Genomic DNA, 15,392 nt, shown 5'->3' with positions numbered 1-15,392 from the left:
CGATTTAAAGATCAACACCGTCGTTTCCCCAGGCCAGCGCGCTTCCGGCTGGCCCCGCTCGTCCTGCCCGCTCAGAGACTCGGGGTGCCACGCGGCCCCGAAATGCGCTCTCCACCAAGACGCCGCCACGGTTTCCACGTCCGCTCTTGAGAAGCTCGACCACGCACGCAGAATGAAGGGCGCGCGGCTCTGTTCTGGCCGCCCGCGGCCTTGGAGCCGCGCGCCCGCCCCCGGCGGGAGCGACGGTCAGCACCACCCACCCAGCGACGACATCACGCACTTGATCCTGAAGTTGACCCGGCGGCTTCCGTGCGGGGCAGCAGGAACACCAGCGCCAGCAACCCGGCCACGCAGCAGCCGACGATGTACCAGCTGATGCCGACACTCGATCCCGTCTCCTGGAGGATCTTCGTGGCGATCAGCGGCGCCGGCCCGCCCGCGATCACCGACGCCAGCTGATAGCCCAGCCCGGCGCCCGAGTACCGCAGGTTCGCCCCGAACCGTTCGGCGATCAGCGCCGCCTGCGGCCCGTACTGCATGTCGTGGAAGATCAGCGAGATCACGATCGCGAGCAGGATCAGGCCGGACGACTTGGTGTCGAGGAGGCCGAAGTACGGGAAGGCGAAGGCGCCGGTCAGCACGATGCCGACGCCGTAGACGCGTCTTCGGCCGAAGCGGTCGGAGAGGTGGCCGAAGAGCGGGACGCTGATGACGCCGATGGTGGCGGCGATCAGGATGTCGTCGAGCAGGCCGTCGCGGTTCAGGCCCAACTGCTTGGTTCCGTACGTCAGGACGAAGCTGGTGAACAGGTAGAACGGCGCCTGTTCGCCGAGCCGGACCAGGGCCGAGCCGAGGATGGTGCGCCACTCGGTGCGGATCACCTCGACCAGCGGGCGGCGGGCCACCGCGCCGGTGTCGACGACGGCGGTGAACTCGGGGCTCTCCATCACCCGCAACCGCACGTACAGGCCGATGCCGATCAGCACCACGCTGAGCAGGAACGGGATCCGCCAGCCCCAGCTGTCGAAGGACGGGCCGGTCCAGTCGCTGGTCAGCCGGACCACGCCGGTCGAGGTGACCAGTCCGAGCGGCACACCGACCTGCGGCCAGCTGGCGAAGAACCCGCGCCGGCCGGGTGTGCCCCATTCCATCGACAGCAGCACCGAGCCGCCCCATTCGCCGCCCACGCCGATGCCCTGCCCGATGCGCAGCAGGACGAGCAGGACGGGCGCGGCGTACCCGATGGACCCGTACGTCGGCAGCACGCCGATCAGCGTCGTCGTGACACCCATCAGCAGCAGCGTGGCGATGAGGGTGGCCTTGCGGCCGATCCGGTCGCCGTAGTGCCCGAAGATCGCCGCGCCGACCGGCCGCGCCACGAACCCCACGAACTGCGTGCCGAAGGACAGCAGGATGCCGGTGAAGGGGGCGTGGTTGGGGAAGAACAGTGCCGGAAAGATCAGCGACGCGGCCGTGTTGTACAGGAAGAAGTCGTACCACTCGATGGTGGTCCCGACGGTGCTGGCGACAACTGCGCGGCGGCGGTGCGCCGGGACGACGGTAGCCATGCCTCAATATCGGCCAACATCAATACCAAGGCAAGCGATTCGGGGGTACGGTGCGGATCACGCATGTGGATCTTCGGCTTGGTCCCGGGCGGCCGTCAGGATGTGATGATCAGGTAGAGCCAGCCGGCCACGATGACGCCCAGGACGGCGGCCAGGACCCAGGTGGGGACCTTGTGGCCGCCGGCGCGGTTCCGCTTGATCTCGTCGCGGATCCGTGCGCGCCGGCGTTCCACCCGGCCCCACATCACGTCTTCGATGGTGCGTTCCGGCTTGGCCGCCTTCTTCTGCTCGGACAACGCCATCACATGCTGGCGATGAGACGTTCGACGCGCTCGTCGTACGCCCGGAACGGGTCCTTGCAGAGCACGGTGCGCTGAGCCTGGTCGTTCAGCTTGAGGTGCACCCAGTCGACGGTGAAGTCGCGGCGCTTCTCCTGGGCGTGCCGGATGAACTCGCCGCGGAGCCGGGCCCGCGTGGTCTGCGGCGGCGTCTCCTTGGCCTCGTAGATCTCGAGGTCGTTGGCGATCCGGTCGACCTGCTTACGCTTCTCCATCAGCGCGTACAGGCCGCGGCCGCGCCGGACGTCGTGGTAGGCCAGGTCGAGCTGGGCGATCCGCGGGTGGCTCATCGGGATCTGGTGCTTGGCCTGGTAGCGCTCGATCAGCTTGAGCTTGCTGACCCAGTCGATCTCGCGGGAGACCGGGTCGAGGTTGCCGGACTCGATCGCGTTGAGGACCCGGCCCCACAGCTCGACGACCCGCTTGGCGGTCTGGTCGCCGCCCCGGCGCTCGACGAACTCGGTCGCCTTGGCCAGGTATTCCTGCTGGATCTCGAGCGCGCTGACCTCTTTGTTGTTGGCCAGGCGGATCTTGCGGCGGCCGGTGGTGTCGTGGCTGACCTCGCGGATGGCCCGGATCGGGTTCTCCAGGCTGAGGTCGCGCATGACCACGCCCGCCTCGATCATGCGCAGGACGATGTCCGCGCTGCCGACCTTGAGCAGCGTGGTGACCTCGTTCATGTTCGAGTCGCCGACGATCACGTGCAGGCGGCGGTAACGCTCGGCGTCGGCGTGCGGCTCGTCGCGGGTGTTGATGATCGGCCGGCTGCGGGTGGTGGCGCTGGAGACGCCCTCCCAGATGTGCTCGGCCCGCTGCGACAGGCAGAAGACGGCGCCCCGCGGGGTCTGCAGCACCTTGCCGGCGCCGCAGATGAGCTGGCGGGTGACCAGGAACGGGATCAGCACGTCGGCCAGCCGGCCGAACTCGCCGTGCCGGCTGACCAGATAGTTCTCGTGGCAGCCGTACGAGTTGCCGGCCGAGTCGGTGTTGTTCTTGAACAGGTAGATCTCGCCCGCGATGCCCTCGTCGTGCAGCCGCTTCTCGGCGTCGACGAGCAGCCCCTCGAGGATCCGTTCACCGGCCCGGTCGTGGGCGACCAGATCGGTGACCGAGTCACACTCGGGCGTCGCGTACTCAGGGTGGGAACCAACGTCGAGGTAGAGCCGGGCACCGTTGCGGAGGAACACGTTGCTGCTGCGGCCCCAGGACACCACGCGACGGAACAAGTACCGGGCCACCTCGTCCGGGGAGAGCCGCCGCTGCCCCCGGTACGTGCACGTGACGCCGTACTCCGTCTCCAGGCCGAAAATTCGCCGCTCCATGCCGAAACACTAGCCGCCCCAGACCCGTGATTGGCAGTCACAACCCGCGCTTTCGCCGTTCCGATGCGTAACCGTGCCGAAGATCATGGCCGCCACCTGCACATTCACTCGCCCGACGGACTCTGAGGCAACAATGGTTCCGTGCCGGTTTCGAGTTGGCTCGGGCGCCTGAAGTGCTCGTCGAGCTGAGCGCTCCGCACGAGGGAGAGCAGGTGATCTCTTCGGTCGGTCGTCCCCCACCCCTCCGGATCCGCGCCGGGAAAGGCGAGGTCACCGCGCCGGTAGGCGGCCGCGACGTCGGCCACGCCGTCAGCGGGACGGTACCTGGGCCTCCATTCCGGGAAGGTCGTGGTGAATCGATCGAAAGCGACGCTGTACGTCCGCGCGTCCTCGGATCCCACGTTCATGATCTGCGCCTCAGGAAATGTGCCGGACACCAGGTCGGCCACATCGGAGACCCGGAAGTTCTCGCCGGGCCGGCCCACATTGAAGATCCTGCCGGTGACCAGGGCGGGGTCGCCGGCAACGGTCGCGCAGATCGCCGCCGCGGCGTCGGCGACGTGCAGCATCGGCCGGATGGCGGCGCCCGTGCCGCTGGTGTTGATCCGCCCGAATCGCCATGCCGTGCTCACCATCCGGTTAACCATGAGGTCACTCCGGAATGACGGCGAATAGCCGTAGAGTGTCGCGAATCGTAGTGCGGTGGCACCGAATTCCGGACCGCCCAGGGCAAGCACGTCGCGTTCGGCATTCAGCTTGCTCGCGCCATAGGCGGTCAGCGGTTCCGGTGCGTAGTGCTCATCGGCGTAGACGTCCCCAGCCGCGCCGTAGACACTGCACGATGACGCGAGCACGAACGAGCGGACGCCGGCGTTCCGCGCGGCACGCGCGAATTCCGTTGTGGCGGCATGATTCAGCGCCTCGGTCGCCGTCGCCACGATCTCGCCGGAGGCGTCGTTGCAGACCGCAGCCAGGTGGACAACGGCGTCGAAGCCGCGGAGCTCGCCCTCCCCCAGGTCGCGGAAATCACACCGCTCCCCGGGCGTCCCGGGCGGGTCGAACCAGCCGGCATCGCACCCGCGAATCTCCAAGCCGCAACGCGAGAGCTCACGCTTGGTGACTTCTCCTAGGTAACCTCTGTCCCCGGTGAGTAGAACGCGCACGGAACTCCCCCTCGGCGGCCGCAATTGATCATGCTAGCAAGATGGTCACCGAAAGCAGGCCCGAGCGGGCCTCACATTGGACGCGCGTCACCGGCGCAGCGACTGAATTCCCGGCGACGGAACCGACGTTTACACCGTCTATTTCGGCGTTATGAATCTGTCGGCATATTCGTGTCCGGGTGACCTCGCAGCGAGCGCACACCGGTCCGCCTCCTCTCGAAGACGGACCGGCGACTACGGCCTTGCCCAAAGCGGTCTAGAAACGATCACTCATCGTTGGAGTCGGCGCCCTCGGAAGCGGCGCTCGTCGTGGGCTTGTCCTCGCCGGGAGCCGGAGCGCCGGCGTCGCCGGGCTCCTTCTCGGGCACGTCCTTGCCGCCCTCGAGCAGGCTCGTCAGCGCCGCCCCGGTGATGCGGCGGAAGGCACGGCCCTTGCGCGCGCGGTCGAGGACCGCCACCTCGAGCTGCTTGGCCTCGAGCTCGCGCCGGTTGCCGTTCTCGCCGCCGACGCTGCCCAGGGCCTCCACGGCCAGCTTGAGCGCCTGCGGGGCGTCGGCCGACGCGTCGTGCCGGTCCTTCAGCACCGCGGCGATGGCCTCGGCCTGGCCACCCATGGCCATGAAGCCGGGCTCGTCCATGACCGAGCCGTCGTAGGTGATCCGGTACAGCTCGTCCGCCTCCGGCGAGGTGCCGACCTGCGCGACGCAGATCTCCACCTCGTACGGCTTCTGGGTCTCGCTGAAGATGGCGCCGAGCGTCTGTGTGTACGCGTTGGCCAGCGCCCGCCCGGTCACGTCGCGCCGGTCGTAGGACAGCCCGAGCATGTCGGCCATCCGGATACCGGCCCGGCGCAGGCTCTCGAACTCGTTGTACCGTCCGACGGCCGCGAATCCGATCCGGTCGTACAGCTCGCTGATCTTGCGCAGCGATGTCAGGTTCTCGGCCACCAGCAGGATGCCACCGGTGTACGAGAGCACGACGGCGGACCGGCCCCGCGCGATGCCCTTGCGGGCGTACTCCGAGCGGTCCCGCTGGACCTGCTCGGGTGATGCGTAGAACTGCATGGCCACGGGTGGCTACTCCTTCTTCGGTTGTCTCGGCGCGGGGTCAGCCGCCCGGGTTCTCCATGCGTCCCGCGACCACCCGCTCGGCGACCGCGGTGATCTCGGTGTCGGTGAGGCGGTGGGTGCCGTCGGCGGTCGCCGTCATCACGACCGGGTAGATCTTGCGGGTGAGGTCGGGCCCGCCGGTCGCGGTGTCGTCGTCGGCGGCGTCGTAGAGCGCCTCGACGGCCAGCACGATCGCGTCCTCGGTGCTGACGCCGGCCCGGAACTTCTTCTTCAGCGCCGACTTGGCGAACAGCGAGCCGGAGCCGACCGCGTCGTACCCGGTCTCCTCGTAGAGCCCGCCGGCCACGTCGTAGCTGAAGATCCGGCCGGCCTTGGCCGGGTCGGCGGGCGTCAGGTCGTACCCGGCGAAGAGCGGCACCACGGCCAGGCCCTGCATCGCCGCGCCGAGGTTGCCGCGGATCATCGAGGCCAGCCGGTTCGCCTTACCGTCGAGGGACAGCATCGTGCCCTCGGTCTTCTCGTAGTGCTCCAGCTCGACCTGGAAGATCCGCATCAGCTCGATGCCGATGCCGGCCGTCCCGGCGATGCCGATGAGCGAGTACGCGTCGGCCGGGTGCACCTTCTCGATGTCGCGGCTGGCGATCAGGTTGCCCATCGTCGCCCGCCGGTCGCCGGCCATGATGACGCCCTCGGCGGTCTGGATCGCGATGATCGTGGTGCCGTGCGGCGCCAGATCACCGCCACTCAGCTGCGGCGGCACCGGCCGCCGCCCGGGCAGCAGCTCCGGGGCGGCCTTGGTCAGGAACTGCGTGAAGGAGGACGTCCCCGGCTCGAAGAACACATCTGGTAGACGCCCGGATGGATCAAAATCCGCTGCCACGTGGTTCCCTTCAAATACTCGATCGCGCTGGCCAGGAACAGCTGGTTGTCCCGGAACTGCCCAAGACCGCCGTTGCAGTTGAAGCACAATATCCCGCGGACCCAGCCGGTGCGATGGTCGTGATCGACGTGTTGAGGGTCGGCCGCGCCACAGATCGCACACACGCCACCTTGCTCCGCGAGCAACTCGTCGAAGTCAACCTGACCAATGCCATAACGACGCCGGAGGTGGTACTCCCGCGACCCGCCACGACGCTCCACACTTGCTTTGCCCCGAAAGTTGTGACAGGGCTTGCAGTAGCCGCCATAGCCGCCTCTGCCCGCCTTGCTCTGGGGAAAGTCCGTCAACGGCTTCGCGGCCTCACAGTCAGGGCAGTACCGGTGCCCGTCTGGCACCGTTCGCCCTTCGCGAACCTGGCGTCCAAACTTTTCCTGGACGCGCTTCGCGTAGCTCCGCTTGGACCGCTCGTTGAAGCAGTCCTTGCAATAGCTACCGCGGCCGCCTTTCCGCTTCGGGCTGGCGTGGAAATCGGTGAGTGGTTTGATCCCGCCGCAATCGCGGCACATCCGAACGCCGTCCCCCATCTTGGACGAGTCGGACATTAAGGATCACTCCCCGCCTTTCTGCACATATCCGCGCACAAATTCTTCAGCGTTTTCCTCGAGGACGGAGTCGATTTCGTCGAGCAGGTCGTCCACGTCCTCGGTGATCTCCGCGTGGCGCTCGGCCACCTCGGGGTTCGCCTCGGTGGTGACGTCTTCGATCTCCTGGTCGCTCTTGCCCTTGCCGGACTGGGACTGGCCGCCGGTGTCTCGGGTTGCCATCGGACTCCCCCTTCGTTCCCGCCCGCCTCAACGGGATGTTGAAAACCTACCTCGCCCGTACGACAAAACGCCTCACCGGCTCGTGATCACCTCGAGCAGATCCTTGGCGCTCTCGCACTTGTCGAACAAGGCCCCGACGTGCTTCTTGGTGCCGCGCTCGGGCTCCATCATCGGAACCCGGACGAGCGACTCCCGTCCGACATCGAAGATCACCGAGTCCCAGCTCGCCGCGACCACTTCGGACGCGTACTGGGCGAGGCACCGGCCGCGGAAGTAGGCGCGGGTGTCCTCGGGGGGCTCGACCATGGCGCGCCGCACGGCGTCGTCGTCGAGCAGGGTCTTCATCGAGCCCCGGGCCACCAGGCGGTGGTAGAGGCCCTTCTCCGGGCGCACGTCGGCGTACTGGAGGTCGACCAGCTGGAGCTTGGGCGACGACCAGCCCAGGTCCTCCCGCTCGCGGTAGCCCTCGAGCAGCCGCAGCTTGGCCACCCAGTCGAGGGTGTCGGAGCAGGTCATCGGGTCGCGGCCGAGCCGGTCCAGGATGTCCTCCCAGCGGTCCAGCACGTCGGCGGTCTGGTCGTCGATGTCGGCGCCGTACCGCTCGTCGCAGAACGCCTTGGCCCGCTCGAAATACGCCCATTGGAGGTCGAGCGCGGTCAGCCGGCGGCCGTCGCGCAGCCGCATCAGGTGCTTCAGGGACGGGTCGTGGCTGACCGCCTTGAGCTCGCTGACCGGGTCGGCGATGCCCAGCTCGCCGGTGAACACCTTCTCCTCGATCATGGCCAGCACCAGCGCCGAGGTGCCGACCTTGAGGTAGGTGGCGATCTCGGACAGATTGGCGTCGCCGATGATCACGTGCAGCCGGCGGTACTTGTCGGCGTCCGAGTGGGGCTCGTCGCGGGTGTTGATGATCGGCCGCTTGAGCGTGGTCTCCAGCCCGACCTCGACCTCGAAGAAGTCGGCGCGGGAGGAGATCTGGAAGCCGGACCCCGAGCCGTCCTGGCCGAGGCCGACCCGGCCGACGCCGGTGAAGATCTGCCGGGTCACGAAGAACGGGGTCAGGTGGGCCACGATGTCGGCGAACGGGGTCTGCCGGCGCATCAGGTAGTTCTCGTGCGAGCCGTACGACGCGCCCTTGTTGTCGGTGTTGTTCTTGTAGAGCTGAATGCGGTGGGCGCCGGGGATGGTGGCGGCCCGGCGGGACGCCTCGGCCATCACCCGCTCGCCGGCCTTGTCCCAGCGGACCACGTCCATCGGGTTGGTGCATTCCGGGGTGCTGTATTCCGGGTGGGCGTGGTCGACGTAGAGGCGGGCGCCGTTGGTCAGTATCACGTTGGCCAGGCCCAGGTCTTCGTCGGCGAGCGCGTCGGCCGGGTCGTAGGCGGCGCCGGAATAGGTGAAGCCGCGCGCGTCACGCAGCGGCGACTCCTCCTCGTAGTCCCAGCGGGCACGCCCGCCGCGGGTCAGTTCGGGTCGCGCGCCGTACGCGTTGACCACCTGCGAGGAGGTGACCATGGGGTTGGCGCCGGGCTGGCCGGGGACCGAAATGCCGTACTCGACCTCGGTGCCCATGATCCGTCGAACGCTCATGCCGCTGCTCCACCCGCCGTCATTGCCGTGCCCTTGTATCGAGCCTAGACGGTTCGCGTTCCCTTGACGCGCCGGGCAGTGCGCGCCGAAGCACGCTGCGTGCCCGACCAGCATATTTCGCGCTCAGCGTAGAAAAAAGCGGACGGAAGAAGCTTCCGCCCGCTCTTTCCCCACAAATTTTACAGGTACTGACCGGTGTTGCTGGCCGTCTCGATGGAGCGGCCGGCCTCGGCGCCCTTGCCGCCGGAGACGAGCGTGCGGATGTAGACGATCCGCTCGCCCTTCTTGCCGGAGATGCGGGCCCAGTCGTCCGGGTTGGTGGTGTTCGGCAGGTCCTCGTTCTCGCGGAACTCGTCGACGCAGCTGTCGAGCAGGTGCTGCAGGCGCAGCCCCTTCTTGCCGGAGGTGAGGAACTCCTTGATCGCCATCTTCTTGCCGCGGTCGACGATGTTCTGGATCATCGCGCCGGAGTTGAAGTCCTTGAAGTACAGGACCTCCTTGTCACCGTTGGCGTAGGTGACCTCCAGGAAGCGGTTCTCCTCGGTCTCCGTGTACATCCGGAGCACGACCGCCTCGATCATGGCCGCGACCGTCGCGTCGGGGTTGCCACCGTGCTCGGCCAGGTCGTCCGAGCTCAGCGGCAGGCCGGTGAGGATGTACTTGGCGAAGATGTCCTTCGCCGCCTCCGCGTCCGGGCGCTCGATCTTGATCTTCACGTCGAGCCGGCCCGGCCGCAGGATGGCCGGGTCGATCATGTCCTCACGGTTGGAGGCGCCGATCACGATCACGTTCTCCAGGCCCTCGACGCCGTCGATCTCGCTGAGGAGCTGGGGGACGATCGTGTTCTCCACGTCGCTGGAGACACCGGAGCCACGGGTACGGAAGATCGAGTCCATCTCGTCGAAGAACACGATGACCGGCGTACCCTCGCCGGCCTTCTCCCGGGCCCGCTGGAAGACCAGGCGGATGTGCCGCTCGGTCTCACCCACGTACTTGTTGAGCAGCTCGGGGCCCTTGATGTTGAGGAAGTAGCTGGTGTGCTTCTCCTCACCCCGGCGCTCGGCGATCTTCTTGGCCAGCGAGTTGGCCACCGCCTTGGCGATCAGCGTCTTGCCGCAGCCGGGCGGGCCGTAGAGCAGGATGCCCTTCGGCGGGCGGAGCTGGTGTTCGCGGAACAGCTCGGCGTGCAGGAACGGCAGTTCCACGGCGTCGCGGATCTGCTCGATCTGGGAGTGCAGGCCACCGATGTCGGTGTAGTCGACGTCGGGAACCTCCTCCAGGACGAGCTCCTCCACCTCGCTCTTCGGGATCCGCTCGTAGGCGTACGCCGACCGCGGCTCGATCATCAGCGAGTCGCCCGCGCGCAGCGTGCCGCCGATCAGCGAGTCGGCCAGGTGCACGATCCGTTCCTCGTCGGCGTGCGAGACGACCAGCGCGCGGTCACCCGGCCCGCCGGCCGGGTCGGCCAGCACCTCCTTGAGGAGGACGACCTCACCGACCCGCTCGTAGCCGAAGGCGTCGACCACGTTGAGCGCGTCGTTGAGGAGCACCTCCTGGCCCCGCTTGAGTTCCTCGACCTCGAGGCTCGGCGAGACCGCGACGCGCAACTTGCGGCCGCCGGTGAAGACGTCGACTGTGCCGTCCTCATGGGCGGCGAGGAAAACGCCGTAGCCGCTGGGCGGCTGGGCGAGGCGGTCAATCTCCTCTTTGAGAGTGACGATCTGAGCCCGGGCTTCCTTGAGGGTCGCCACGAGCCGGTCGTTGTTCTCGGTCAGTCGGGCCAGCTGCGCCTGCGTCGTCGCAAGCCGTTCCTCGAGCTGCCGGACGTGTCGGGGGCTTTCGGTCAGCTTGCGCCGTACCAGAGCGAGTTCTTCCTGCAGGAACGCAACCTGGCTGGAGAGATCGTTGGCTTCTTTCTCCCAACGTGCGGCGCCAGACGCCTCGTCGCTACGTGCCACGTCCCACCTCCCCGGGGGCTCGAACGTCTTGAGAGATAACACTAACCGCTGAAGGGCGGATTTAGACCTTTGCTCTCCCGGGTGTCCGCGTCAAGATCGTTGCGCCAAGCCGCCCCGAACGTCTTGTCACACCGGTCGGTTACGGTGGAGGGGACTGCTCCGAGGGGGGACGACCGGTGACCACCGAGACCGAGACCGCACAGCTGGAGGTCTGGGTCGACCAAGACCTCTGCACCGGCGACGGACTGTGCGTGCAGTACGCGCCCGAGGTCTTCGAGTTCGACATCGACGGCTTGGCGTATGTCAAGGACAGTGCCGGTGAGCTGCTGCAATCCCCCGGTGTCCGCACGGGCGTGCCGGCCCATCTCCGCCTCGAGGTGATCGACGCGGCCAAGGAGTGCCCGGGCGACTGCATCCACGTGGTGCGCCAGGCCGACGACGTCGAAGTGGCCGGCCCCGATGCCGGCTAGGGCGGCCCGCCGGCCATAGCAAGAACGTTTTTCGGTCCGGTGAACGGCCGCTGGGTTAAATCTCACAGGCCTACAAGAGGCGACGGAAGCCTCATTCATCACAAAGTGGGTCGCCCGACGAGCGACGCCACCACGCGTGAGAACTCTTCGAGCCGCTGGATCTGGCCCGGACCACCGTCGTCGAGCGTCTTGCCGAAGCGCAGCGCGTCGTGCCGCAGCGCCGCCCGCGTCTCCTCCTCGGCCATCCCGGGTGGCGGAACCGCGTCGTCGACCGAGCTGAGCAGCAGGTAGACGTCGATGCTGTCGACCCGCGCCTGACCGGTCGAGGTGCGGGTGAGCCGCCGCCGGCAGCCCACCTCGGTGACCGTGGAGAGCGGCACCACCCGCAGCGACGACGTCATCGAGCCGACCGGGCCGTCGCCGGGCGCCACGTCTTCGCCGTGCCACAGCACCAGGCGGCTGCCGTCGCAGATGACGACCTCCTGCCAGACGCCGTTGACCTCGTTGACGAAACGTTCCAGCGTGAAACACAGCACCTCGGCGCCCCGCAGCACGCCGAACAGGGCGTCCAGGGCCACCTCGGGGTCGCGCAGGTAGGCACGGGCGGCGGAGTCGAGGTCCTGGTAGGGCGACCAGTCCGGGAAGACCGCCGGCATCTCGTTGCTGCCGCCGAACGGCGGAGAACTCATCGCGCCCACCCGGTCCCTCCCGCTTGTCACACGTTCCGCCCCGGCAGGAAAACTACCCGACACGCTCCGGACGGTCACACCCCGGTGTCGTCCCGTTCCGCGGCGATCGCCTCCCGGGCGGCCTTACGCAGCGCGTACGCCTCAGCGCCCTTGCTGGGCTTGCGACGACGGGGCGGAGCGGTCACACCCGGGGCGAGCCGGCGGGCCGAGACGAGGAACGCGGTGTGCGCCACCATCCGGTGGTCGGGGCGCACCGCCAGGCCCTCCGCGTGCCAGTCGCGGACCAGGGACTCCCAGGCCCGGGGCTCGGTCCAGCCGCCGCGCTCGCGCAGCGCCTCGACCAGTTCCGACAGCTGCGGGGTGGTGGCCACGTACCCGATGAAGACGCCGCCCGGCACGAGCGACCGCTCGACCATGTCGAGGGCCTCCCACGGGGTCAGCATGTCCAGGATGATCCGGTCGAAATCGGTCTCCTCGGCCGAAGCCACGTCGCCTTCGTGCAGGTGCCAGGCGGGGTGTGGGCCGCCGAAGAAGGCCTCCACGTTCTTGCGGGCGATGGCCGCGAAGTCGTCGCGCAGCTCGTACGAGTGGAGCTCACCTCCGGCCCCGACGGCGCGCAGCAGGGAGCAGCTCAGCGCGCCCGACCCGGCCCCCGCCTCCAGCACCTTGGCGCCCGGGAAGATGTCGCCCATCGCGACGATCTGGGCCGCGTCCTTCGGGTAGATCACCTGCGCGCCGCGCGGCATCGACAGCACGTAGTCGCTGAGCAGCGGCCGCAGGGCCAGGTAGGCCGTGCCGCCGGCCGAGCTGATCACACTGCCCTCGGGCAGCCCGATCAACGCGTCGTGCTCCAGGGCGCCGCGGTGCGTGTGGTACGCCTTCCCCGGCTCGAGCACGATCGTGTGCATCCGGCCCTTCGGGTCGGTGAGCTGCACGCGGTCGCCGGGCCGGAACGGGCCCCGGTGCGACGGTGTGGTCTCGGACTCTTCGGCCAGGTGCTGGGTGGTCACGATCTCTCTTTCGCCTGTGCGACGGTTCTCCGGGGCTCCAGCACCGCGGCCAGGTCGGCCACGTGCAGGACGCCGACCACATCCTCCCCGGAGACCACCAGGTACTGCGCACCCGGGTAGGCCTGGATCGCCCGCACCACCTGCTCGCCGGTCAGATCGGACTTGAGCGCGGTCAGCTTGCCGACGTCCCGGGCCACGTCGTCGACCGGCACCCACGGTCGTCGATCGACCGGCACCTTGGCCGCCGCGGTCACGTCGACCAGGGCCACCAGCCGCCCCGACGAGTCCTCCACGCCCAGCGCCGTCCGGTCGCGCTCGTCCGCGGCCCCGCGCCGTTCGGCCTCGGCCAGCGGCGTGCCCGACGGCACCCCGAGCACCGGCCGGGCCAGCCGCCCGAGGTCGACCAGCGGGAACCGGGACGTCATCCGGGCCAGCCGGATCGACTGCCCCGCGCCCTGCCACAGGGTGACCACCACGAGCAGGATGAACAGCATGCCGAACAGGGTGATGAATTCGAGCCGGTAGAGCACCAGCACGGCCACCGCGGTGGCCACCGCGATCACACGACCGGCCCAGCCGGCCACCACGGTCGCCCGGGCGCGGTCGCGGACGATGGCCCAGACCAGCGCGCGCAGCGCCCGCCCGCCGTCCAGCGGCAGGCCGGGGAGCACGTTGAAGAACGCCACCAGGATGTTCGAGGCGGCCAGCTGGAAGGCGATCTCGCCGGCGATGGTCCGGTCCGGCAGCAGGTGGTAGGCCAGCGCGGCCAGCCCGCCGAGGATCAGCGACACGGCCGGTCCGGCCAGCGCCACCAGCGCGTCGACCCGCGGGCTGGGCGCCTCACGATCCATCTCGGTGTAGCCGCCGAGCAGCTCCAGCGTGATGCCGCGCACCCCGATGCCGAACCGCCGCGCGGTCAGCGCGTGTCCGAGCTCGTGCAGCAGCACCGACCCGAGCAGGCACAGCACGAACCCGAAGCCGACCAGGTAGCTGACCGGCCCCGGCAGACCGAGCGACCCCTGCACGAAGCCGCCGTAGACCACGGTGACCAGCACGGCCAGCACCAGCATGGACGCGTTCAGGTAGAGCGGGATGCCCAGCACGCGGCCAACCACCCGCCCGGAGCGACGAGGCTGTTCAGCTCGGTCATCCACGGGTTCGATGGTACGGAAGAGGACGAAGATCAAAATCAAGTGCTTGAGGTCGTAGGTCGGTGGGTGGTGCTGACCGTCGCTCCCGCCGAGGGTCGCTTCGCTCCACCTGCGTGCGGGGTCGCCCTTTTTCAAGGCCTTGCCGCGCGAATTTCTGTCATACCCGGCCGATAGCCTTGTCGCATGACGGTGACCGAATCCTCCGGGACTGCGACCACGTTCGCGGGCCCGTCGTTGTCGCCTTCGCGGGCAGCCGATTTCAAGACGTGCCCGCTGCTGTTCCGCTTCCGCACCATCGATCGGCTGCCCGAGCAGCCCACTCCCGACCAGGTTCGCGGAACGCTGGTGCACGCGGTGCTCGAGCGGTTGTTCGACCTGCCCCCGCTGGAACGCACGCCCGGGGCGGCGGCCGCGCTGATCGAGCCGCAATGGCTGCGCCTGGTCGACGAGGAACCGGTGCTCGCCACGCTGTTCGACCAGATCGAGCCCCCCGCCGCCTCCTCGACCGCCGCCGACGCCGCGCCTGCGGAGCCGATGCTCGACGGAATGCCGCTTGACGCCGATGGGCGGCTCGAAGCGTTCTTCGCCAGCGCCGAGGGCCTGCTGGGCGGCTACTTCGAGGTCGAGGACCCGTCGCGGCTCGAACCGGCCGAGCGGGAAGCGCTGGTGTCCACGTTGGTCGACGATCAACTGCTGATCCGGGGATACATCGACCGGCTCGACGTGTCGCCCGGCGGCGATCTGCGGGTGGTCGACTACAAGACCGGTGGGGCGCCACGAGAGGCGTTCGAGGGGCGGGCGCTGTTCCAGCTGAAGTTCTACGCGCTCGTGCTCTGGCGTACCCGCGGGGTCGTTCCGAGGGTTCTGCGCCTGCTCTATCTGAAGGATCAGGAGGTCTGCGACTACAGCCCCGACGCCGAGGAGCTGGAGCGGTTCGAACGCACGCTGGTCGCGCTGTCCCAGGCGATCGAGCGCGCCAAGGAAGACAAAGACTTCCGGGCCAAGCCGAGCAAGCTGTGCGGCTGGTGCAGCCATCAGGCCCGGTGTCCCGAGTTCGGCGGCACTCCCCCGCCCTATCCCGAGCGTGCCCCCGAGCCCAGCGCCCCGCCCGAAGACCTGCTGAGCACGGCCGACTGACCGACCGCCCGCTCCCCCGACAACGGGAAGCGGGCGGTCGATGCGGTCACCCGAGCGTCGGGCCGCGGGCCAGCGGATAGCGTCCCGGCCGGTGACGCCTGCTCGCGCGGCGAGAGGTCAGGACCCGGTGCCCGAGGCGTGCTGCGGGCGGGTCGCGGTCCTGGCGAGCGCTCGTGATCAGGCCGCTCACGGTCAGGCCGCTCATGGTCAGGCGGCTCATGG

16 protein-coding genes are annotated in these 15,392 nt (G+C 68.7%); 2 read left to right on the top strand and 14 right to left on the bottom strand.

Annotated features, from left to right (window positions below; translation table 11 throughout):
• Positions 1-272: 272 nt before the first annotated feature.
• The 10 genes from AB0M54_RS28000 to arc all read right to left on the bottom strand — a co-directional run bounded on the left by AB0M54_RS28000 (position 273) and on the right by arc (position 10,713).
• Complete coding sequence (locus AB0M54_RS28000) at positions 273-1,568, bottom strand: MFS transporter (protein WP_364327547.1); 1,296 nt, start codon at positions 1,566-1,568, stop codon at positions 273-275.
• A 95-nt stretch (positions 1,569-1,663) separates the two neighbouring features.
• Positions 1,664-1,864 (bottom strand): hypothetical protein, encoded by a 201-nt coding sequence (locus tag AB0M54_RS27995; protein WP_364474610.1) that lies wholly within the window; start codon positions 1,862-1,864, stop codon positions 1,664-1,666.
• Positions 1,865-1,869: 5 nt separating this feature from the next.
• Positions 1,870-3,228 (bottom strand): Pup--protein ligase, encoded by a 1,359-nt coding sequence (gene pafA, locus AB0M54_RS27990; RefSeq protein WP_364327550.1) that lies wholly within the window; start codon positions 3,226-3,228, stop codon positions 1,870-1,872.
• 104 nt (positions 3,229-3,332) lie between these two features.
• Positions 3,333-4,391: an SDR family oxidoreductase gene (locus tag AB0M54_RS27985; RefSeq protein ID WP_364474524.1), complete on the bottom strand. Its 1,059-nt coding sequence runs from the start codon at positions 4,389-4,391 to the stop codon at positions 3,333-3,335.
• A 266-nt stretch (positions 4,392-4,657) separates the two neighbouring features.
• Positions 4,658-5,461: a proteasome subunit alpha gene (gene prcA, locus AB0M54_RS27980; RefSeq protein WP_364327555.1), complete on the bottom strand. Its 804-nt coding sequence runs from the start codon at positions 5,459-5,461 to the stop codon at positions 4,658-4,660.
• Between the two features lie 37 nt (positions 5,462-5,498).
• Positions 5,499-6,341 (bottom strand): proteasome subunit beta, encoded by an 843-nt coding sequence (gene prcB, locus AB0M54_RS27975; RefSeq protein ID WP_364327558.1) that lies wholly within the window; start codon positions 6,339-6,341, stop codon positions 5,499-5,501.
• On the bottom strand, positions 6,260-6,943 hold the full coding sequence (locus AB0M54_RS27970) for an endonuclease VII domain-containing protein (RefSeq protein ID WP_364474522.1): 684 nt from the start codon (positions 6,941-6,943) through the stop codon (positions 6,260-6,262). Before AB0M54_RS27970 ends, prcB begins: the two co-directional genes overlap by 82 nt.
• 6 nt (positions 6,944-6,949) lie before the next feature.
• Positions 6,950-7,165, bottom strand: coding sequence for a ubiquitin-like protein Pup (locus tag AB0M54_RS27965; RefSeq protein ID WP_364327564.1), 216 nt, complete (start codon positions 7,163-7,165; stop codon positions 6,950-6,952).
• 72 nt (positions 7,166-7,237) lie between these two features.
• On the bottom strand, positions 7,238-8,755 hold the full coding sequence (gene dop, locus AB0M54_RS27960) for a depupylase/deamidase Dop (protein WP_364327567.1): 1,518 nt from the start codon (positions 8,753-8,755) through the stop codon (positions 7,238-7,240).
• A 179-nt stretch (positions 8,756-8,934) separates the two neighbouring features.
• The gene (arc, locus tag AB0M54_RS27955) at positions 8,935-10,713 is read right to left on the bottom strand and encodes a proteasome ATPase (protein ID WP_364327570.1); all 1,779 of its coding nucleotides are present in this window, start codon (positions 10,711-10,713) and stop codon (positions 8,935-8,937) included.
• 176 nt (positions 10,714-10,889) lie between these two features.
• Between arc and AB0M54_RS27950 the strand changes: the two genes are divergently transcribed.
• Positions 10,890-11,183: a ferredoxin gene (locus tag AB0M54_RS27950; RefSeq protein WP_364327573.1), complete on the top strand. Its 294-nt coding sequence runs from the start codon at positions 10,890-10,892 to the stop codon at positions 11,181-11,183.
• Positions 11,184-11,281: 98 nt separating this feature from the next.
• Here AB0M54_RS27950 and AB0M54_RS27945 read toward each other — a convergent pair whose 3' ends face one another.
• The 3 genes from AB0M54_RS27945 to AB0M54_RS27935 form a co-directional block, all read right to left on the bottom strand.
• Positions 11,282-11,872 (bottom strand): hypothetical protein, encoded by a 591-nt coding sequence (locus AB0M54_RS27945; RefSeq protein ID WP_364327576.1) that lies wholly within the window; start codon positions 11,870-11,872, stop codon positions 11,282-11,284.
• A gap of 74 nt (positions 11,873-11,946) precedes the next feature.
• Positions 11,947-12,882 carry a tRNA (adenine-N1)-methyltransferase gene (locus AB0M54_RS27940; protein WP_364327579.1) on the bottom strand — a complete coding sequence of 312 codons (936 nt, stop codon included), beginning with the start codon at positions 12,880-12,882 and terminating at the stop codon, positions 11,947-11,949.
• Positions 12,879-13,952, bottom strand: a complete 1,074-nt coding sequence (locus AB0M54_RS27935; RefSeq protein ID WP_364327840.1) for a site-2 protease family protein — start codon at positions 13,950-13,952, stop codon at positions 12,879-12,881. The genes AB0M54_RS27940 and AB0M54_RS27935 overlap by 4 nt, the downstream gene beginning before the upstream one ends.
• 264 nt (positions 13,953-14,216) lie before the next feature.
• Here AB0M54_RS27935 and AB0M54_RS27930 point away from each other — a divergent pair, with 264 nt between their 5' ends.
• The gene (locus AB0M54_RS27930) at positions 14,217-15,170 is read left to right on the top strand and encodes a PD-(D/E)XK nuclease family protein (protein ID WP_364474520.1); all 954 of its coding nucleotides are present in this window, start codon (positions 14,217-14,219) and stop codon (positions 15,168-15,170) included.
• 46 nt (positions 15,171-15,216) lie between these two features.
• On the opposite strand, the gene AB0M54_RS27925 is transcribed toward AB0M54_RS27930, so the two are convergent.
• Positions 15,217-15,390, bottom strand: coding sequence for a hypothetical protein (locus AB0M54_RS27925; RefSeq protein WP_364327585.1), 174 nt, complete (start codon positions 15,388-15,390; stop codon positions 15,217-15,219).
• Positions 15,391-15,392: the final 2 nt, after the last annotated feature.

Origin of the sequence: Actinoplanes sp. NPDC051470 (assembly GCF_040682035.1) — a bacterium.
Classification (GTDB): domain Bacteria; phylum Actinomycetota; class Actinomycetes; order Mycobacteriales; family Micromonosporaceae; genus Actinoplanes.
The sequence above is the reverse complement of the archived record's forward strand: the minus strand, read 5'-3'. Positions and strand labels throughout refer to the sequence as shown.

Bases quoted from the DNA above. Each gene is read 5' to 3' on its own strand.
- AB0M54_RS27945 (WP_364327576.1), bottom strand. From the start codon at position 11,872: ATGAGTTCTCCGCCGTTCGGCGGCAGCAACGAGATGCCGGCGGTCTTC.
- AB0M54_RS28000 (WP_364327547.1), bottom strand. From the start codon at position 1,568: ATGGCTACCGTCGTCCCGGCGCACCGCCGCCGCGCAGTTGTCGCCAGC.
- pafA (WP_364327550.1), bottom strand. From the start codon at position 3,228: ATGGAGCGGCGAATTTTCGGCCTGGAGACGGAGTACGGCGTCACGTGC.
- AB0M54_RS27930 (WP_364474520.1), top strand. From the start codon at position 14,217: ATGACGGTGACCGAATCCTCCGGGACTGCGACCACGTTCGCGGGCCCG.
- AB0M54_RS27970 (WP_364474522.1), bottom strand. From the start codon at position 6,943: ATGTCCGACTCGTCCAAGATGGGGGACGGCGTTCGGATGTGCCGCGAT.
- AB0M54_RS27925 (WP_364327585.1), bottom strand. From the start codon at position 15,390: ATGAGCCGCCTGACCATGAGCGGCCTGACCGTGAGCGGCCTGATCACG.
- AB0M54_RS27965 (WP_364327564.1), bottom strand. From the start codon at position 7,165: ATGGCAACCCGAGACACCGGCGGCCAGTCCCAGTCCGGCAAGGGCAAG.
- AB0M54_RS27935 (WP_364327840.1), bottom strand. From the start codon at position 13,952: ATGCTGGTGCTGGCCGTGCTGGTCACCGTGGTCTACGGCGGCTTCGTG.
- dop (WP_364327567.1), bottom strand. From the start codon at position 8,755: ATGAGCGTTCGACGGATCATGGGCACCGAGGTCGAGTACGGCATTTCG.